The sequence below is a fragment of the Ruegeria sp. CDSA236 genome, from assembly GCF_059611285.1.
Genome location: NZ_JBXWPG010000010.1, coordinates 41,020 through 57,565 on the forward strand (window position 1 = coordinate 41,020; position 16,546 = coordinate 57,565).

The window sequence follows — 16,546 nt, forward strand, 5'->3', positions numbered from 1 at the left end:
ATGAACGGCATCCACAAAGACAGAATAGATGAAATTCTCGCAAAGATCGGCCAGATCGAAGCGCAATTTGGTCCACTTCCGAGTATTGCGAGTGCTCAGCGGAGACGTTGCTGGGCACAACAAATCGTGTCCAGCCTACGCCGAATTTCATATACTGACTTGTTGTTGATGCGTGGCGTGAACGCGGGCAGGTGTGATCCGCATTCTGGAATTTTCGACCCAATACGAGGGGCGCTTCACTTTCAACGAGGTGGACAGTTGGACGAAGCAGTATGGATAACATTCGTCCTCACTCATTTCGGTAAACATGCGGTAGACGAATGGAAGCTCGCTGCAAATGTCTATGGATCGTTCGGCGCAGGACCAGTTTGGACATTCGCTCAATATGCTGCGAACCCGGCAGGCTTCGAAAACATGTTGGGCGTGAACTCTGCTGGCTTGGCCGACGCCAGCATTTCCGGTAGTTTTTCTAACCACCGCAAATTCCAAAGCAAAAAACCACTCGCAATAGCCAAGACGTTTCGAACATACTATGAGTGGCAAACCGAGCTCGGTGGCTTTCGCGAACGAATGATCGCGACACATGCAAGTGTGGGTCAGGAGCCGCAGGCCGCTTTCGATGCTCTCTACAAATCCATGAAGGGGGTATTTGGGTTTGGGGGTGGTCGCCTCGGCAGGTTTGACTTCCTTACGATGCTCGGCAAACTTCAGCTTGCTCCGATTACACCCGGTAGCGTCTACTTGGACAAGGCAACAGGACCGCTTGCTGGGGCACGGCTACTGTTTTTTAACAACCGAGATCACAATATCACCGGCAGAGCCTTGGAGCCGCGTGTTGATGCCTTGGACGAGATTCTCGGGGTAGGCAAGCAAGTGATCGAGGATAGCCTTTGCAACTGGCAAAAAAGCCCGAATGCCTACGTGTATTTCCGAGGTTGAGAAAGGACAGGAAGTATTGTGTTGTCGCTCCATTTGTACCGGCGCTTAAGATCGTTAAACTGGTGTGGTTGGAGCGCCCCAGATTTCTGAAGCTGCCCGACAACAATGCCCGGTGTCACCCCAGCTTTTCGCGCGATCCTACGTGCATGTGGACGAGTCGGTATGGCATTTAGCATCTCGTCTCGTAGATCAGCTGCGACAAGCGCATCTTGAGCGAAAATATCAGCTTCATCTTCGACTGCGGACACACCTAAAGGCGACGGGTCGCTGCCATCAACCGAAATGTGGTCAGTGCCATGAAGAACTACGTGCGCAGCTTCGTGAAAAAAGGTAAACCAGAAATGGTCCTCACTCAGATATCGGAAACTTAGTAAAATAATAGGGTTGCCCTTGGCCGACGTCCAAGTGGCACCGCTTGCTCGACAACCTGTCGGTGCCTTCGAACTAACAAGACCAACGCCGTGTTCGGCGCAAGCTTGCTGAAGTTTTGGAAAGAACAACTCAGGGCGCTTGAGTGCGCACAACTTCTTCAATTCAGGCAAACGGTTTTTGAAGTCGTTCGCAGAAAACCTCGCGAGAGCCAAGCTTTCGGATTGAACCTCACCGACGCGCAGCCAAGCCAAAGTTGCCATTTCATCAGTTTCAAACGCAAAAGACGTTCGAAACGCAACTTGGCCTATCCCAGATGAGTAGCGCTCATTCCAACCTTTGATGCTGTCGCACCCAAAAAAATCTAGTATGTCTTTGGATAACCGCTCACCGCGAGAGCCCTTCGGCAGCCAGCCTAGTTGCCGCAATGCTTTGGCTGGAAAAGACTGCCCCCATGTGGAAAGCGTCTCTGTTTGAGCAGAACCAGCAATGCGCTCTTTGTCGTCAAGAAATTGATTGTAACGCTCGATCCAGAACTGGCGCGATGCACCGAGTTCGTTGGATAGTGCGTCTGCAATCTCATCGCAAATTTGGGTTCTGCCGTCCATGATGCCAGAGAGCACGTCTTCTTCGAACCCTATGCGTTCGGCCAAGTCGTGCACAGACAGATTGCCTGCGGTAGCCAGTCGAGAGATCGTGTCACCCGGTGGGGAAGCCCAGTCTGGTTCAAACATTAAGTCAATATCTCCCCGCCAATCTTTAGAGCCTCTAGTTGGATTCTATGAGAATCTTTCCAAGCTTCGTCCCCAGCGCCGCGTGCAGCTATCACTGTTTTCAGCGTACAACCAGACGATACGAACCAGTCTAATTCGAAACTGTCTCCTACTCTGGTGGCCGAAATTGGACCCATCGGTACATCTCCGGCAAAGATGGCCGCTCTAAAGTCCGCCACCAAACCAATGAAGGCTTGACCGTTTTCACTTCCGAGGTGACGGTAAGCCTTCTTGGGTTCTGTCGCTAAGTCTCTCATGAGTTTGCTCGAAAATGTCGGTTCCAAGGACCCACCATCCTAACAATTGCACAAAATAGGGCCTTGGTGGATGGGCGCCGTACCTTATCTTCCCAATGGTCATACATAGGGTAGATGCTACTTAGCCTCGCCACAAAAGTCACGCGCCAACTGCTATTTCTGACAACACCGACTTAGAAGCAAGAGAAGTTCGGCGGAGTTATGAACGTCTGTTGTTGGGAATGCAGCGGCAGCATTTGGTAGATCTATTGAATGACTGCGAAGGGCCGGACTGACCGTGCCCAGGTCGTTTATCGCATGGATGCTGCGCTGTCTCCGAGGTCCGTAGTGAGCCCAAAGTCACGAATGCTGCAACATGCATGAATGCCGGCTTTTGGTCACACAGTAGCCAAACACAAAAATTGGTTTTCAGATCGTAAGGTCTATTGTGATCTATTATGTTCTGTCCCTGCTTCATCTACCCAAAAGGAAAGGGGGTTTGCCTTCACACCACCCAACATCCTCAACACTTCTGCCTTCCATCCCGCTTTGGTCTGTAGTGCCAATTGGGACGGTGGTCGGTGGTTTGGTTCGAGGATGGCATACTCATATCTGAGCGGTTTCGTGAAGGGTAAGAAAACCACTTTGCCATTCGAGAAGTTAAGTTCACGCTCAGTCGCAACTGTCAGCGGATCTACGATGCTGCAACACTGTCCTGAACTCACAAAGGGGATTAATGGCAGAAAGTACTGGCAAGTTACCGTTGGGTTGTATTCAGCGGCAACATTTTCAAACTCCTGCCGGATTTTTCGTTGAAACGGGTGTGAAGGATGCAGGCCGCCCATTGGCGTTCTATCCAGGTCTGATAAGGCCAAGCTCTGGCGCGATGAAAGCGGATGATCGCGATCAAGGGCACAGAAGCAATCTGCCTGGATAAGCTCGGCGGAGTATTGGGGTTCTTTACCGGTTGAATGCTCGAAGTCAGCAAAGCCGAAGTCGATGTTTTGTGATCCCGCAAGCTCCATAATCTGAGGTGAGCTGCGAGTGGAAAGTGTTATGCGAATTTCGGGGTTTTCGCCAACTGACTGGCTTATGAAACGCGGGAACAAAAAGGCAGATGGACCAGGCATCGTTGCAATATTCAAGCTTCCGGCATGCCCTTTGATGAGACCTTCCATGGTGTTGGAGATCGACGCAAGGCGGTCAAGAATGCCTGTCGTTTCTGCCAAAAGATAATGCGCTTCGGGAGCCGGCACCAAACGCCGTCCTTTACGTTCGAACAGCATCAGGCCCAGAGATTTTTCAAGGTTTTTCAACGCAAGACTGATTGCAGGCTGCGTGCGATTTAGTTTCTTGGCGGTTTGAGAGATGGAGCCGGTCTCCATCACCTCACGAAATACGGTTAGCTGAGTTAGGTTCATATTCTTAAACATAAGCAAAACTTTAGTTTAGTGAAATATAACAAATTTGTATTTATGAAGTTTGTCTCTACGCTTGCAGGATCGAAGTTTGGGAAAACCAAAACCGAAATTCCAACAAGGGAGATGATAATGAAATTTGTGAAATGCTTGACTGGTCTTGCATTGGCCGGCGCGCTGGCAGCCCCCGCGCTGGCGCAGGACCCAACGTTCTTCCGTATTGGCACCGGTGGCGCTGGCGGAACCTATTTCCCCATCGGTGGCACCATCGCAAACGGAATCTCCGCCCCTCCGGGATCGCGCCCGTGTGAAGAAGGCGGCCAGTGCGGTGTTCCGGGCCTGATCGCGATCGCGCAATCCACCACCGCTTCGGTCTTCAACAATGCCGCCGTGCAGAACGGAGAACTTGAGGCCGGGCTGGCTGCAGCCGACGTCACCCGTTCGATGTATCTGGGTGAAGGAAAGTTCGAAGGCAAACCCCATCCAAAACTGCGCATCGTCGCCAATCTGTTCCCCGAAGACCTGCACCTGGTGCTTCCGGCCGGCTCGACGATTAACGATCTGAGTGATCTGGAAGGCAAGCGCGTTGGTATTGCGCAGGCTGGTTCCGGCACGCAGGTTGCCGTTTTGCAGATGCTGGATGCTTGGGGCGTTAACCGTGACAACATGGATGAGGCCGAGCTTAACAACAGCCAGAGCGCCGAGCGGCTGGCCGATGGTCAGCTCGACGCCTATTTCTACGCTGCGGGCTGGCCGGTTGCTGCGATGGTGCAACTATCTTCGACCAAAGGCATGAACCTGCACTCGTTCAGCGATGAGGACCTGGCCAAAATCAATGAGATCATTCCGGCTTATATCCCTTCGGCCATCCCTGGCGGTGTCTATGAAGGTATTGATGCGGATACGAAGACCCCCGCGGTAAGCGCGATGCTGGTTGTATCCTCGGACCTGTCCGATGATCTGGTCTATCAGATGACCAAAGCTCTTTGGAATGACAACACTCGCAAGCTGCTGGACAACGGTCATGCCAAGGGTAAGCAGATCACACCAGATACGGCGTTGGACGGCGTGGAGGCGCTGGGTGTTCCGCTACATCCGGGTGCCGAGAAGTTCTACAAAGAAGCCGGGCTTCTTCAGTAATTCTTTCTCCCGAAACTTAGTTGTCCGGTGCTCAGATCTGAGCACCGGGTACTCAAAATACGCGCAATCAGGGGGCCATCATGTCCGAGACACAAAAGCTTGATGACCACGAGCTGACAGCCGAGGAACTGGCTGCAATCGAAGAACAATTCGACGAAGGCGCCGCCGTCCGTCAGGTAACTCCGACAACCGGAATTGTTCTGCGCTTCGTCGCCCTGATCTTTGCATTCTACGAATTTTTCACAGCCGGGTTTGGCCTGCCTGCCGATCACTGGCACATGGGCATTTATCTGGCCCTGCTGTTCATTCTGGTCTACGCGACAATCCCGATTATCGGGGCCAAAAGCCTTTATGCGCTTAAGGTAAGCCGGTTTCGCATAGGCAACGTCCCACTGTACGACTTAGTCTTCATGGTGCTGGGGATCATTGCAGCGCTGTATGTTGGCGTCGCCTGGCGCGGCATTCCTTTTCTGGGTATCGAGGAACAGACGTTCCGCATGGGTAACCCCAATAGCTATGACGTGATCTTGGGCGTTATCATTATCCTGCTTGTGCTGGACATCGCGCGCCGCACCTTGGGTTGGGTGCTGCCCCTGATCATCTGTGTGTTTATCTCATATGCCCTGCTGGGGCCGTATTTCCCCGGATTGCTGCAACATCCCGGCGTGAACTTCAAAACCTTCGTGTCGTCGATGTATTTCCCGCAGGAAGGCATCTATGGCGTCACTCTTTGGGTTGTTTCGACCATCGTGTTTCATTTTGTGCTGTTTGGCGTGATCGCGCAGCGTACGGGGCTGGGGCAGCTGTTCATCGACAATGCAACTATTTTGGCGGGCCGTTATACCGGCGGTCCGGCAAAAGTGTCGGTGGTATCCTCGGCCTTCTTCGGCACGATCTCGGGTTCTTCGGTGGCCAACACCGTTTCGACCGGCGCGCTGACCATTCCCAACATGAAGCGTCTAGGATACCCCGGCCACTTTGCGGGCGGCGTCGAAGCAGCATCTTCTGCTGGTGGTCAGATCACTCCGCCGATCATGGGGGCCGCCGCCTTTATCATGGCCGAATTCCTCGAGGTTCCATATACCACGATCGTGATTGCAGCGATCTTTCCAGCCCTTCTGCACTATGTTGGCGTCTTTGCCGTGGTGCACCTGATGGCGCGCAAGCTGAACTTGAAAGGTCTGACCAAAGAGCAAATGCCGCAGCTCAAAGCCGTCTGGGCCGAAGGCTGGGCCAACATAGTGCCCCTGATCGGCCTGCTAGTGGTTCTGTTCACGGGTTACACGCCCTTCATGTCGGCCTTCTGCGGCATATCACTTGCGGTAATCGCGGGCATGTCGCGCTTGAGGCAACCGCCGACATTGATCTACGCGGCAGCGTTCCTCAGCTTTGTACTGTGGAAGTTCTCAGACGGCGGCTTTGACCTGACCATGACAACAATCCTGTGCGGATTGACGGTGGTCGCAACTATGAACCCTCAGAAACGCATCGAAGTGCCCGAGATGCTACAGGCGGTAGAATTGGGTGTGAAATACTCCCTAGCCGTGGGCGCCGCCGCTGCTGCGGTCGGTATCGTGGTAGGCGTGATCAACACCACTGGCATCGGGTTCCGCATCGGTTTCATGGTTACACAGGGCGCAGGCAACCTGGCATCGGATCTGTACAACATGATCTCGTTCGGCAGCTTCCAGTTCTTTGCGATGGAAGACTTACAATTGTTCATCTCACTGGTGTTCATCGCCGTCGTCTGTATCTTGATGGGCGCGGGCATTCCGACCACCGCGCTGTATATCATGCTGGTGTCAGTGGCGCAGCCTGCGCTGGCGCAACTGGGTGTTCCACCCATCGCCAGCCACCTTTTCGTACTCTACTATGGTGTGGTGTCCGAAATTACACCACCGGTCTGTACTTCAGCCTATGCCGCGGCTGCCATTGCGAACTCGAACCCGTTCCGAACTGGTCTTTCTGCCTTCACCCTTGGATTGGGCAAAGTGATAGCGCCTATGGCCTTTGTTTATGCGCCGGTGCTGCTGTTCGTGTCGTCAACCGGGTTCAACCTATGGGAATTCACCTATACCGCGACCAGTTGCATCGCCGGGGTTATTGCCCTGTCGGCGGCTGTGGTTGGGTATTGGTTGAGTCCGCTGAATATCGCATCGCGCATTCTGTTGGCCATCGCTGGGATTATCTTTGTCGCGCCCAGCCTGACTGCTGATCTGATCGCGCTGGCCGTGGCATCACCTGTCATCGTCACTCAACTGATCGCCCGCAACCGCAGTCACTCACCGGCGTGAAACCATGACAGAACAAGTGACCATTATCGGCGCAGGGATCGTCGGCATTTGTTGCGCTTTGTCGTTACAGGAACGCGGCATTCCGGTTCGATTGATTGACCGTGGTGAACCAGGTCAGGAAACCTCTTTCGGGAATGCAGGTGTAGTGTCGCCGTGGTCAATCATTCCGCAAGCGATGCCGGGCATATGGAAATCACTGCCCCAGATGCTACTGGATCCTAAAAGTGCGCTTTCGGTCAGAATCAGTTTCTGGCCAAAAATGATCCCCTGGGGGCTGCGGTTTTTGGGAAATTCCGGCGAAAAGTCAGTGCGCGAAATCTCGGACGCGATGGAGCTTTTGTGCCGCCCTTCTATCGACCTGTATCGTCGTCATCTTCAAGGCACCGGGCACGAAAACCTGATCACTGACAGCTACTATATTCACGCATTTCGCCATCGGAAGCAGGCTGATCTGAATGGGCTTGGATATCTGATCCGCCAGGAAAAAGGAGGCGATCTGGAGCTTGTCGATGGTGCCGAGTTGCGCGGCCTGGAACCTGCACTGTCAGAGGAATTCAAAGCCGCGATCGTGATCAAAGGTCAGGCACGCGTAACCTCACCAGGACGTCTGGGGGCAGTTCTGGCTGAAAAAGCATGCATGCAAGGGGCCGAGATCGTACAAACCGAAGTCTCCAAGTTGATCCAGACCCAAGATGGAAGTTGGCAGATTACAACATCACAGGATACGCTGCACGCCCCCAGGCTTATACTTGCGGCTGGGGTGTGGTCCGCCGACCTGCTGAAACCGTTTGGGCTGTCAGTGCCCCTTGTTGCCGAGCGCGGCTACCACGTTGAATTCCCGAACCGTTCAGTCCAATTGAACAACTCGGTCATGGATGTGGACGCAAAGGTCGTCGCAAGCTCGATGCTGGGCGGCCTGAGAGTCGCCGGCACGGCCGAATTTGGCAGCGTCGATGCGCCCGCTGATCCGCGCAAGAAAGAAATCCTGACCGAACAGGCAAAGGCGATGTTGCCAGACCTCGAAACAAGCGAGGCACGATTCTGGATGGGTCGACGGCCATCATTTCCGGACAGTTTGCCTGCTATCGGGCCGATCAACGGCTCAGACGGGCTGTATGCCGCGTTCGGACATTCACATTACGGGCTGATGATGGCCCCGAAAACCGGTGAGCTTGTGGCGGATCTTGTGTCCGGTCGCAGCCCGAACGTCGATATGGCCCCGTTTTCGTTGGCCAGGTTTTGAACACTCAAGTTAGAAAGGTCTGATAACAATGCCAATTTACCAAGGTGGTCAGAATATATGCGGCGCGTCGATCGGTGTTCTGTGCCTTGAAAGTTATTTTCCAAAACCGCCGGGCCATATCAAGAACCCATCCAGTCTGCCATTTCCGGTCCTGTATGAGATGATCGACGGCGTGACTGTCCCGACCTTGCTGAATAATCCTACGCCCGAATTGCTGACCCCCTTCATTGAAGGAGCCAAGCGGCTTGAGGCTGAAGGCGTTCGTGCCATCACCGGCAGTTGTGGCTTCCTGGCCCTGTTTCAAAAAGAGCTGGCAGCGGCGGTTTCCGTTCCTGTTTTTGCATCCAGCCTGATCCAGGTGCCGCTGGCTTATCACATGACCGGGGCCAGCGCCCCAGTGGGCGTGCTGACTGCGGATGCATCGGCACTGACGCCCCAGCATTTTGAAGGTGTCGGTGCAGCCGGTGTTCCTGTGGCAGTGAAGGGCTTGGAAGGTACATCAGAATTCGCCGAGGTGATCTTGCGGAACGCACGAACGAGGATGGATACTGATCTGATCGAAGCCGAGGTCTTGGATGCCGCTCGCAGTCTTATGCTTGAAGCTCCGGATATTCGGTCATTGGTATTGGAGTGTACAGATCTGCCGCCATATGCCACGCGCCTTCAGGAAGAACTGCGGCTTCCCATTTTTGACCTTACGACACTGGCGCATATGGCGCATTCTGTGGCGGCCCGAGTACCATACTCTGGAATGATGCCGTAGCAGCGCTGACCGCGCCGTGCCGTAGGTGGGTTGGAATTGAAGTAGACCTCAGCTGGTCAATCAAGGTACCTGTGGCCCTGCAACAATCCCCCGATCCATAGGAGTTTGAGTGCCCGATGAACTGTACATCCTGATGACCGCTATTTGCGTTGGCGCTATGCTGCAAGTCGGGGTTGGCATCGGATTTAGCATCATTGCGGGGCCACCCATGATGATTATGCTTGGCACGCCGACGGCGGTTCCCATTTTGCTTCTGCTAAACACCGTTGTGTCAGCGGTGGCAACGGACCGGCATGTTCTGAAAAATAATCGGCGGATAATCGTCACTGCGGTCATTGGATGCTGCGTTGGAGTGGCTGCTGGCCGCATTGTTTATCCCCTTTTGAGCGAGGCGTTTGTTCTCGCCCTGACGGCCTGCCTGTTGTTAATCGGCTTGATTACAACCTTGCTCCCCTTGCGTGGCTCAATTGGAAACGTCGGGTTTTCAGCTGTTACCGGATTGTCCGGACTTGCAACTGTATGGGCGGCAACCCCGGGTCCACTTATGGTGTTCGGTTTGATTGCAAAGGGTCGGTCCGCCAAAGAGGTGGCAAAGCTGGTTCAACCAATAGCGCTGGTGGCATATGGCATCGCATTTTTGTTGCACAATCTGTCCGGGGCACAATCAATCTCGTATGGGTCGTCAGTATGGGGGTTCCTCGCCATAACCTTGATCGGCAGCTTACTTGGCCGTGCGACAGGTCCCTACTTGCCACAGGCGGTCGTCATAGCATCGATCCGCGTGGTTTCACTGATCGCGTGCTGTGTTCTGTTCTATCGCGCCTATATGACGGCTTAATCTCAAAGGTCACACGATGATACGAAACGAAAATCTGCACAGATTTCCACGTGCCCAACTCATGTCTGGCCCAACACCTTTGGAGCACCTGGACAACCTATCGGCCGAGCTGGATATCGATCTCTGGCTGAAACGTGATGATCTGACCGGGCTTAGTTTTGGTGGCAACAAAACACGGCAGCTTGAATTTTATCTAGGAGATGCGCAGCAAAAAGGCGCTGATACCATTCTGATCACGGGCGCCGTTCAATCCAATTTTGTGCGATCTGCAGCCGCCGCAGCGGCCAAACTGGGTATGCAATCGGTGCTTCAGTTGGAAGAGCGTGTGCCGGACATGGGATCAGAGTATTATGCGTCCGGAAATGTACTCCTGGCACAAATCTTGGGTGCCGAGCAAATGAGTTACCCAGAGGGCGAAGACGAACCCGGAGCGGACGCGGCATTGCATGCACGCGCCGACGAATTGAAAGCCCAAGGTTGCACACCTTACGTTATTCACCTTGGCCTGCATCATCCACCCCTAGGAGCCCTGGGTTATGTCGTCGCTGGGCAGGAATTGTACCAGCAGATGCCAGATTTCGATGCGGTCGTTGTCCCGTCAGGCAGCGGCGCGACACATGGCGGTTTGCTAACCGGATTGGCGCTGGAAGAAAGCATTGCCTCGGTGTTTGGGATTTGCGTGCGCCGGGATCGTGAAAAGCAAAAGGCTCGAATGAAAACCGTTCTGCAGAATCTCGCGGATTTGCTGAATATCGACGCAGGTTTTCTACAGGACAGGATTGATGTTTGGGATGAAGCCTTGCCGCCAGGCTATGGCAAAGTGAATGCCAAAACACGCGCTGCTTTGGAGAAAATGGCCCGAACCGAAGGGGTTTTTCTAGACCCGGTCTATTCTGCCAAAACATTCGCCGGTTTGCTGGACCTGATCGAACGTGGAAAGATAAAACCAGGTGAGAAAGTCGTTTTGCTGCACACGGGCGGGTTGCCCGCACTTTTCGGGTATCAAAAAGAGCTAGTAGGCAACCCGGCTTGAGGTGTCCAAAGCACAAATCCGGATCAGGACCCTGCTTGGCTGTACTTTTAGTACCCAAACGATTTTTTTAGCCCGTTCCGGCTCGATTTGCGAATACGCAAGGTCAGCTTTGGTTCGCGAGTGGCAACTGAGTTCTTCGCTGGGAACGGCAGGATTGTTGCGCGATCTGTGAATTCGCATGGCGAACGATCTTGCGAGCGCAGCGAGAGGCCGAAGCCGCATTGCTGCGGCGGCACTTACGATGAATGTCTCCTTCGGGCCGTGCGCGACGGTCAGGTTTTCGTCTGAAAAAGGTGAAGTTGTACTGCCTGTCGATGACCGTAACGAGCTCGAATTGTCGAATGCTGCGGAGCAGTGTTAATGTCTGCAAACGATGCTCTGGAAGCCGAAATGACCAAACACCCCAGTCAAATGAACGATGAAAGACCCACCATTCTCTGTGCTGCAGGCTTTGGTGGCAATGCGAGCATGTTTGAAGGTTTGGCTGACACCCACCTCGCCAATAGCTATCGTTTGCTACCCATCAATCTTCCGGGGTTTGGCGCTCAGCCTCTGGCAAAGGCAACAACTCTTGAAGCACTTGCACAAACCGTCGCCGACAAAGCGATCAAGCACGGAGCTGAGATCATTGTCGCTCATTCGGTTGCTTCAATCATAGCCTCCCTGGCCGCCAAAAGGGCCGACTGTCCTTTGACAACCATTATTTCTCTAGAGGGTAATATCACCGCTGAGGATGCCTATTTTTCTGGAGCTGCCGCGGACTACAGTGATCCGGTTGCGTTTCGTGCAGCTTTTCTTGAGCGGCTTGATGAAATGGCGAAAACGGCACCAATCATCCGACGGTATCGTAATGAAGTTTCGAAGGCTGATACTCTGGCGCTGTGGCAACTCGGCACCGACGCACGGCGTTTTTCAGCAAGCTGCGTGCCCGGCGAATTTTTGCAGAAAGCGGCAAATGTGATTTATCTCTACAACCCTGATAACTGTCCGGATAGCACCGTCCGTTGGTTAGAAGAAAACAAGATGGATCGGATCGTTCTCGATAATGCCACACACTGGGCGAGCGTTGATCAGCCCGAAAGGCTTGCAGAAATGATTGCTGAGGCACTCCGCCGATAGGCGAATGCAGCCGTTCACAATTGGATAGATGAGAGTTGGCATTGTTTTGGCTTTCCGCAAGAAACGGGTCGCGGTGTCGGGGGCACGTCAGCTAATCCGTTAGGTGATAGTTAGTGACGGAACCAGAAGACATGACAAACCAACCCATGCCAGCAATGGATTTTACAGCCAGCGTCATGCTGCTTCTGCTCGCTGCTGTTTGGGGCGGGTCCTTCTTCTTTGGCGAGGTCGCACTGACTGAAGTGCCCCCGCTGACAATAACGCTGCATAGGGTGATCTGGGCTGTCCCAATACTGGCACTCATCGTCCTATTCAAAGGATTGAGAGTTCCACGTGCCCCTCGGGTATGGGGCGCTTATCTCGTTATGGGAGCGCTCAATAACGCTATTCCGTTCTCGCTGATCTTCTGGGGGCAAACGCAAATCGACAGCGGGTTGGCTTCAATACTCAACGCAACGACGGCAATGTTTGCAGCGGTCGTGGCTGGCTTGCTTCTAAAGGATGAGCCGCTGACTCCGAAGAAAATAGCAGGTGCCGCCCTGGGTATTTTAGGGGTGGCCTTCATTATGGGACCAAGTGCATTGACTGAGTTCAATCCGAGTAATTTGGCGCAGTTGGCTATCCTTGGGGCGACGCTCTCGTATGCTTTTGCCGGTGTCTGGGGTAGAACTGCTCTTTCAGGCCAACCACCACTTGTGAACGCACTTGGCATGCTGATCAGCAGTACAGTGCTTATGATCCCGATTGTTCTCGTGATGGATGGCCCTCCAAACTTGGCTCTGTCTTCTGGCGTATGGGCTGCGCTTCTTGGGATGGCCGCTCTATCAACAGCGCTGGCCTATGTACTTTATTTCGCAATCCTTGCGCGCGCCGGAGCCGCCAATCTTCTTTTGGTTACGCTGCTGATCCCACCGTTCGCTATCGGTCTTGGTGTCACGTTCCTTGGTGAAAAGATGGAGCCGGAAGCTTGGGTCGGGTTCGCCATCATTGCTCTTGGCTTTGCTGTAACAGATGGGCGGCTTTTCTCCCGCTTCACAAAACGCAAGCCCCAACAAGCTGAATGAGGCGCTTTCTGGAATACCTTTGACCACCACATTACGGAGTGACGATCCCCGTCGTCACCAACTGACCAGGCCAAGCGTCGGGTCTATTTTTGAGTAGCGGACATTCAGCAGGGGCAACCGAATGGCTGCAAAGTCCGCGATCTGTGAGCATAATGGCCTTCTGGCTTTGCACTCGCGGCGAAGGGCAGTAATGCGGGCTGCGACCGCAGCATGTAAGTTGGCTGAGGGATGTCGGCTCTGGGCCGCTTGCGGTCTTTGATCCTAGACAGGCGAAGGGCAACTTCGTCCCGCACTTTGCGAGTTCAAGCAGCCTTTGATTTTGCGCTCGCAGCGAACGGCAGGTTCGACGGGCCGCGCCGCAGCATGGAGATTATGGCGTGAAGGTTCGGAATGGGCTGTCCGCATGATCAGTTATAGGTGGGGCAGGAGCCCTTTCTGCAACGGCACCGGGGTCTGGTATGAGCCCAAAGCGGACCAAGTAAATTCTGGTTTCAGCCTTATAAAAATCGTCCCTAAGGTGTGTGCCAGATTGACGATGTATATGCCTCTCTTGTATCGACCGTGGGGCTTCGTCAGGGATCTCGGTTCCGAGCACTTTGGCATCGTATGTTGTCCAACGTGGCGTTGGTATTGCCAACACTCTGGGATAGTAGAAAGAGCTTTGTTCCGGATCGTAATCGGGGTCTTCCCAATACCCGGATAGAATTGCCTGACCAATATCGTTTGTCCAAGTAGCGCTCTCAACGTCAACCGTGCCGCCAACGGGTCCGCCACACTTCGCGTTCACTAGTTCGCGCCCGCCGCAAGATATATCGTAAACGCGTTCCGAAGTTGTCCCGTCGCTATTTAACCACCCTTTGACGATTTGAATGCGGTCTAGATTGGCTCCATCGGGACGCCTCCTTCATATCCATACGCGGCAAAATCTGCACGCGGCAGGTCCGTATCTTCAAAATCGTATCCGGCAAAAACGCGAACGCGCATGCGCGGACCTGTGGTTGTGTAGACTTCTTTCCGAGCAAGAGCGTGCCAAATGGCCTCGCGTGTGTTTTCTCTTGCCCAAACTGCCGCCATTCCCGACGCCGAAGATTGCCATGCATATTGGGCAACCTTCTCGTCGCCACCGATGCCGCCCACGACTTCTTCGAAACGGATCGGGTCCGCAGTGGGTTCAACGGCAGCGTTAAGTTGTTGCCCAAACTCAGTCATGAGAAGCGTGGCGTCTTTCGGTGCCAACAGCGGCGCGAGACCCAAGTTCTCAGCGTGATCGGCAACCACCAAAAAGTCCAATGGTCAGCGCAGCCTAGCTTCGACACCGGTGCTGGATATCACCACCTCGTCCTTGGCAAAGCGGTACGCTTCTTCAGGGCCTAGCACATTGTCGATCATACCGGCATCTGCAGAGTCGGACGTATGCAAATGAGTGTCGCCAAAAAAGACCTGATTGGGAAAGCTCTGCCGTGGATAAGGTGAATACTGCCTGTCGCCGCGTTGAGTGCTCGGGATGTCCTCGGCATGGGCGCAAAAAGCAAGAAAAATGGTAAGAACAGATGCTAAACGGATCATTTTCGACCTCATCTATTGCACGAATGATGCTACGTTAAATGCATATTTCTACGACTCGTTCCTGTTCTTCGAAATAATTAAATTCTATCTGCCGCACTAACCGTTGACTAGGTTCAGCGGGGCGGAGGTGGAAGCACCTTCTTCGACTGGAGTACCTGAAGGATGTCAATAATCGCCTCAGTACTCGTTTCGATTGAACCTCGGAAGAACAGTCCGACGCCACCTTCCCCTAACTCCCGTGTGCCACCGGCGTCGTAAGTTGGCGAGAGAGAGACAAGTTCGGGAGGTAGTTCTGGGCATACCGGGTTTCTTTGAAGTATTGCGTTCGCGGTCTCGATGAATACCTGCCGAACCTTTTCGACATTACCCTTTGCATCGGACGACTCGGTGAGTTGATCCGGAGCAAGTCTCAGGTCATCCAAACGGAAAAAAAGGCAGTCATCTTTGAATTCGGCCGAAGCGGAAGCACCCACCGTCAAACCACCAGCGAAAGTGTTCTCGCCGCGTATAGATCCACCGCCGCTGCGGCTTTCGCATCGGAAAAGCTCTGCTTCGATCCTCCCACTTAGCGAAATCACTGTATCGTCGGCACGGGCCGTTGCTTCGGTCACGCCGATCAGTGCGTTGCAGACATCTACAAACGCGGCTCGTTTGAGTTCCTCTACAAGTATTTCGTTTGCTCGGCGTAGGTCTATGACACTTTCGATTGAGATCCTTGTCGCGTTCACATCTTTTAGTCTCAATGCCAGATCAACGGGAAACTCACGATCTCCTAGCTTGACGTCCCCGTTTGCTTCGAAGGTAACCTCTTCAGCCAGCAGCGCGGATCCGAAAAGCCCGGCAGTAGCTAGTATCAGAAGAAAGATCCGATCCATCATCCTGCCCCCCCAACAATACCGCGAGATTGCATAACCGCCAGGAGTTCCATCATCGTCATCGCACTGGTGTCGATTGAGCCGCTCAACGCAACACCGATGCCACCGTCACCAATTTCTCGTGTACCGCCGGCGTCGAGAACCGGATTCAACGAAGAAAGCTCCGAAGGCATCTCCGGACAAATCACATTCTCTTCGGTGAACTCCTTTGCCTTGGTGAGAACGACCTCCTCGACACGCTCCGTGAGGCCAATTAGGTTAACCAACCCGCCGACAAACCCAGTAGGTTGAAGCACGACGTCGGCAAGATCAAAGTGAACGCATTGATCTTGAACATTGGCGCGTGCCGCTGCGGCGATCCCAACAGTCGTCGAGATAAAGCGAACTCCACGCCCGTTGGTTCCCTCGGATTCTTCGTTTCGACAACGATAAAGCTCGACGTCCACTGAGCCTACGAGTTCAATGAGATCACCGCTGGCGCGGGCGTCGTCGAGTTCAAAGTCAACATTCAAAGAGCAACTTTGTTCCAGAGTACCCGACAGAAGCGCTTGCGCTTGGACTTGGATTTCTCGCAGATCTAAGAGCCCCCGGAAACCTAGGCGCGTTGACGTCGCACTGCTGATGCCCGCGTTAAATGTGTAAGGTAGGTTTTTCCCACGAGCGGGAATCTTGTTTGAGATGCTAAATTGAACTTCCCCGGCGTAGTCGCTTGGCGACGCATTCTGTGCACTGGGTCGAGCGTTCAACTCGGACTTCAAAAGTTCTGGGTTCGTGGTTGCACAGGATGCGAAGAACAGCAAACACACAAAGGCAAAAGGTACGGTTTTACGCGCCCCAAGTTCCGCCAAACTCGGTTGTAGTTCTATTCCCATTACC

Annotated in this window: 13 protein-coding genes and 1 pseudogene; 9 read left to right on the top strand and 5 right to left on the bottom strand. The window is 53.7% G+C overall.

Features of this window, described 5'->3' with window-relative positions; translation table 11 throughout:
- A complete protein-coding gene (locus AC2FLB_RS15460; protein ID WP_496709579.1) occupies positions 1-939 on the top strand; it encodes an alpha-glutamyl/putrescinyl thymine pyrophosphorylase clade 3 protein in 939 nt (312 codons plus the stop codon).
- Here AC2FLB_RS15460 and AC2FLB_RS15465 read toward each other — a convergent pair.
- Both AC2FLB_RS15465 and AC2FLB_RS15470 read right to left on the bottom strand, forming a co-directional pair.
- On the bottom strand, positions 918-2,042 hold the full coding sequence (locus AC2FLB_RS15465; RefSeq protein ID WP_496709580.1) for an ImmA/IrrE family metallo-endopeptidase: 1,125 nt from the start codon (positions 2,040-2,042) through the stop codon (positions 918-920). The two genes, AC2FLB_RS15460 and AC2FLB_RS15465, sit on opposite strands and share 22 nt — an antisense overlap.
- A 718-nt stretch (positions 2,043-2,760) precedes the next feature.
- Positions 2,761-3,738, bottom strand: a complete 978-nt coding sequence (locus AC2FLB_RS15470; protein WP_496709581.1) for a LysR family transcriptional regulator — start codon at positions 3,736-3,738, stop codon at positions 2,761-2,763.
- A gap of 129 nt (positions 3,739-3,867) precedes the next feature.
- Here AC2FLB_RS15470 and AC2FLB_RS15475 point away from each other — a divergent pair, with 129 nt between their 5' ends.
- The 8 genes from AC2FLB_RS15475 to AC2FLB_RS15510 all read left to right on the top strand — a co-directional run bounded on the left by AC2FLB_RS15475 (position 3,868) and on the right by AC2FLB_RS15510 (position 13,229).
- The gene (locus tag AC2FLB_RS15475; RefSeq protein ID WP_496709582.1) at positions 3,868-4,875 is read left to right on the top strand and encodes a TAXI family TRAP transporter solute-binding subunit; all 1,008 of its coding nucleotides are present in this window, start codon (positions 3,868-3,870) and stop codon (positions 4,873-4,875) included.
- 80 nt (positions 4,876-4,955) lie between these two features.
- On the top strand, positions 4,956-7,169 hold the full coding sequence (locus AC2FLB_RS15480; RefSeq protein ID WP_496709583.1) for a TRAP transporter permease: 2,214 nt from the start codon (positions 4,956-4,958) through the stop codon (positions 7,167-7,169).
- A gap of 4 nt (positions 7,170-7,173) precedes the next feature.
- Complete coding sequence (locus AC2FLB_RS15485; protein ID WP_496709584.1) at positions 7,174-8,412, top strand: NAD(P)/FAD-dependent oxidoreductase; 1,239 nt, start codon at positions 7,174-7,176, stop codon at positions 8,410-8,412.
- 28 nt (positions 8,413-8,440) lie between these two features.
- Positions 8,441-9,175 carry an aspartate/glutamate racemase family protein gene (locus AC2FLB_RS15490; RefSeq protein ID WP_496709585.1) on the top strand — a complete coding sequence of 245 codons (735 nt, stop codon included), beginning with the start codon at positions 8,441-8,443 and terminating at the stop codon, positions 9,173-9,175.
- Between the two features lie 109 nt (positions 9,176-9,284).
- A complete protein-coding gene (locus tag AC2FLB_RS15495; protein ID WP_496709586.1) occupies positions 9,285-10,013 on the top strand; it encodes a TSUP family transporter in 729 nt (242 codons plus the stop codon).
- A 61-nt stretch (positions 10,014-10,074) separates the two neighbouring features.
- Positions 10,075-11,046, top strand: coding sequence for a D-cysteine desulfhydrase family protein (locus tag AC2FLB_RS15500; RefSeq protein WP_496709587.1), 972 nt, complete (start codon positions 10,075-10,077; stop codon positions 11,044-11,046).
- 360 nt (positions 11,047-11,406) lie between these two features.
- The gene (locus AC2FLB_RS15505; protein WP_496709588.1) at positions 11,407-12,165 is read left to right on the top strand and encodes an alpha/beta fold hydrolase; all 759 of its coding nucleotides are present in this window, start codon (positions 11,407-11,409) and stop codon (positions 12,163-12,165) included.
- A 131-nt stretch (positions 12,166-12,296) separates the two neighbouring features.
- A complete protein-coding gene (locus AC2FLB_RS15510) occupies positions 12,297-13,229 on the top strand; it encodes a DMT family transporter (protein ID WP_496709589.1) in 933 nt (310 codons plus the stop codon).
- Positions 13,230-13,599: 370 nt separating this feature from the next.
- Here AC2FLB_RS15510 and AC2FLB_RS15515 read toward each other — a convergent pair.
- The 3 genes and pseudogenes from AC2FLB_RS15515 to AC2FLB_RS15525 all read right to left on the bottom strand — a co-directional run bounded on the left by AC2FLB_RS15515 (position 13,600) and on the right by AC2FLB_RS15525 (position 16,542).
- Positions 13,600-14,807 (bottom strand): annotated as a pseudogene (locus AC2FLB_RS15515) (DUF3604 domain-containing protein).
- Between the two features lie 101 nt (positions 14,808-14,908).
- Positions 14,909-15,673: a hypothetical protein gene (locus AC2FLB_RS15520; protein ID WP_142639961.1), complete on the bottom strand. Its 765-nt coding sequence runs from the start codon at positions 15,671-15,673 to the stop codon at positions 14,909-14,911.
- A complete protein-coding gene (locus AC2FLB_RS15525) occupies positions 15,670-16,542 on the bottom strand; it encodes a hypothetical protein (protein WP_496709590.1) in 873 nt (290 codons plus the stop codon). The genes AC2FLB_RS15520 and AC2FLB_RS15525 overlap by 4 nt, the downstream gene beginning before the upstream one ends.
- Positions 16,543-16,546 lie beyond the last annotated feature (4 nt).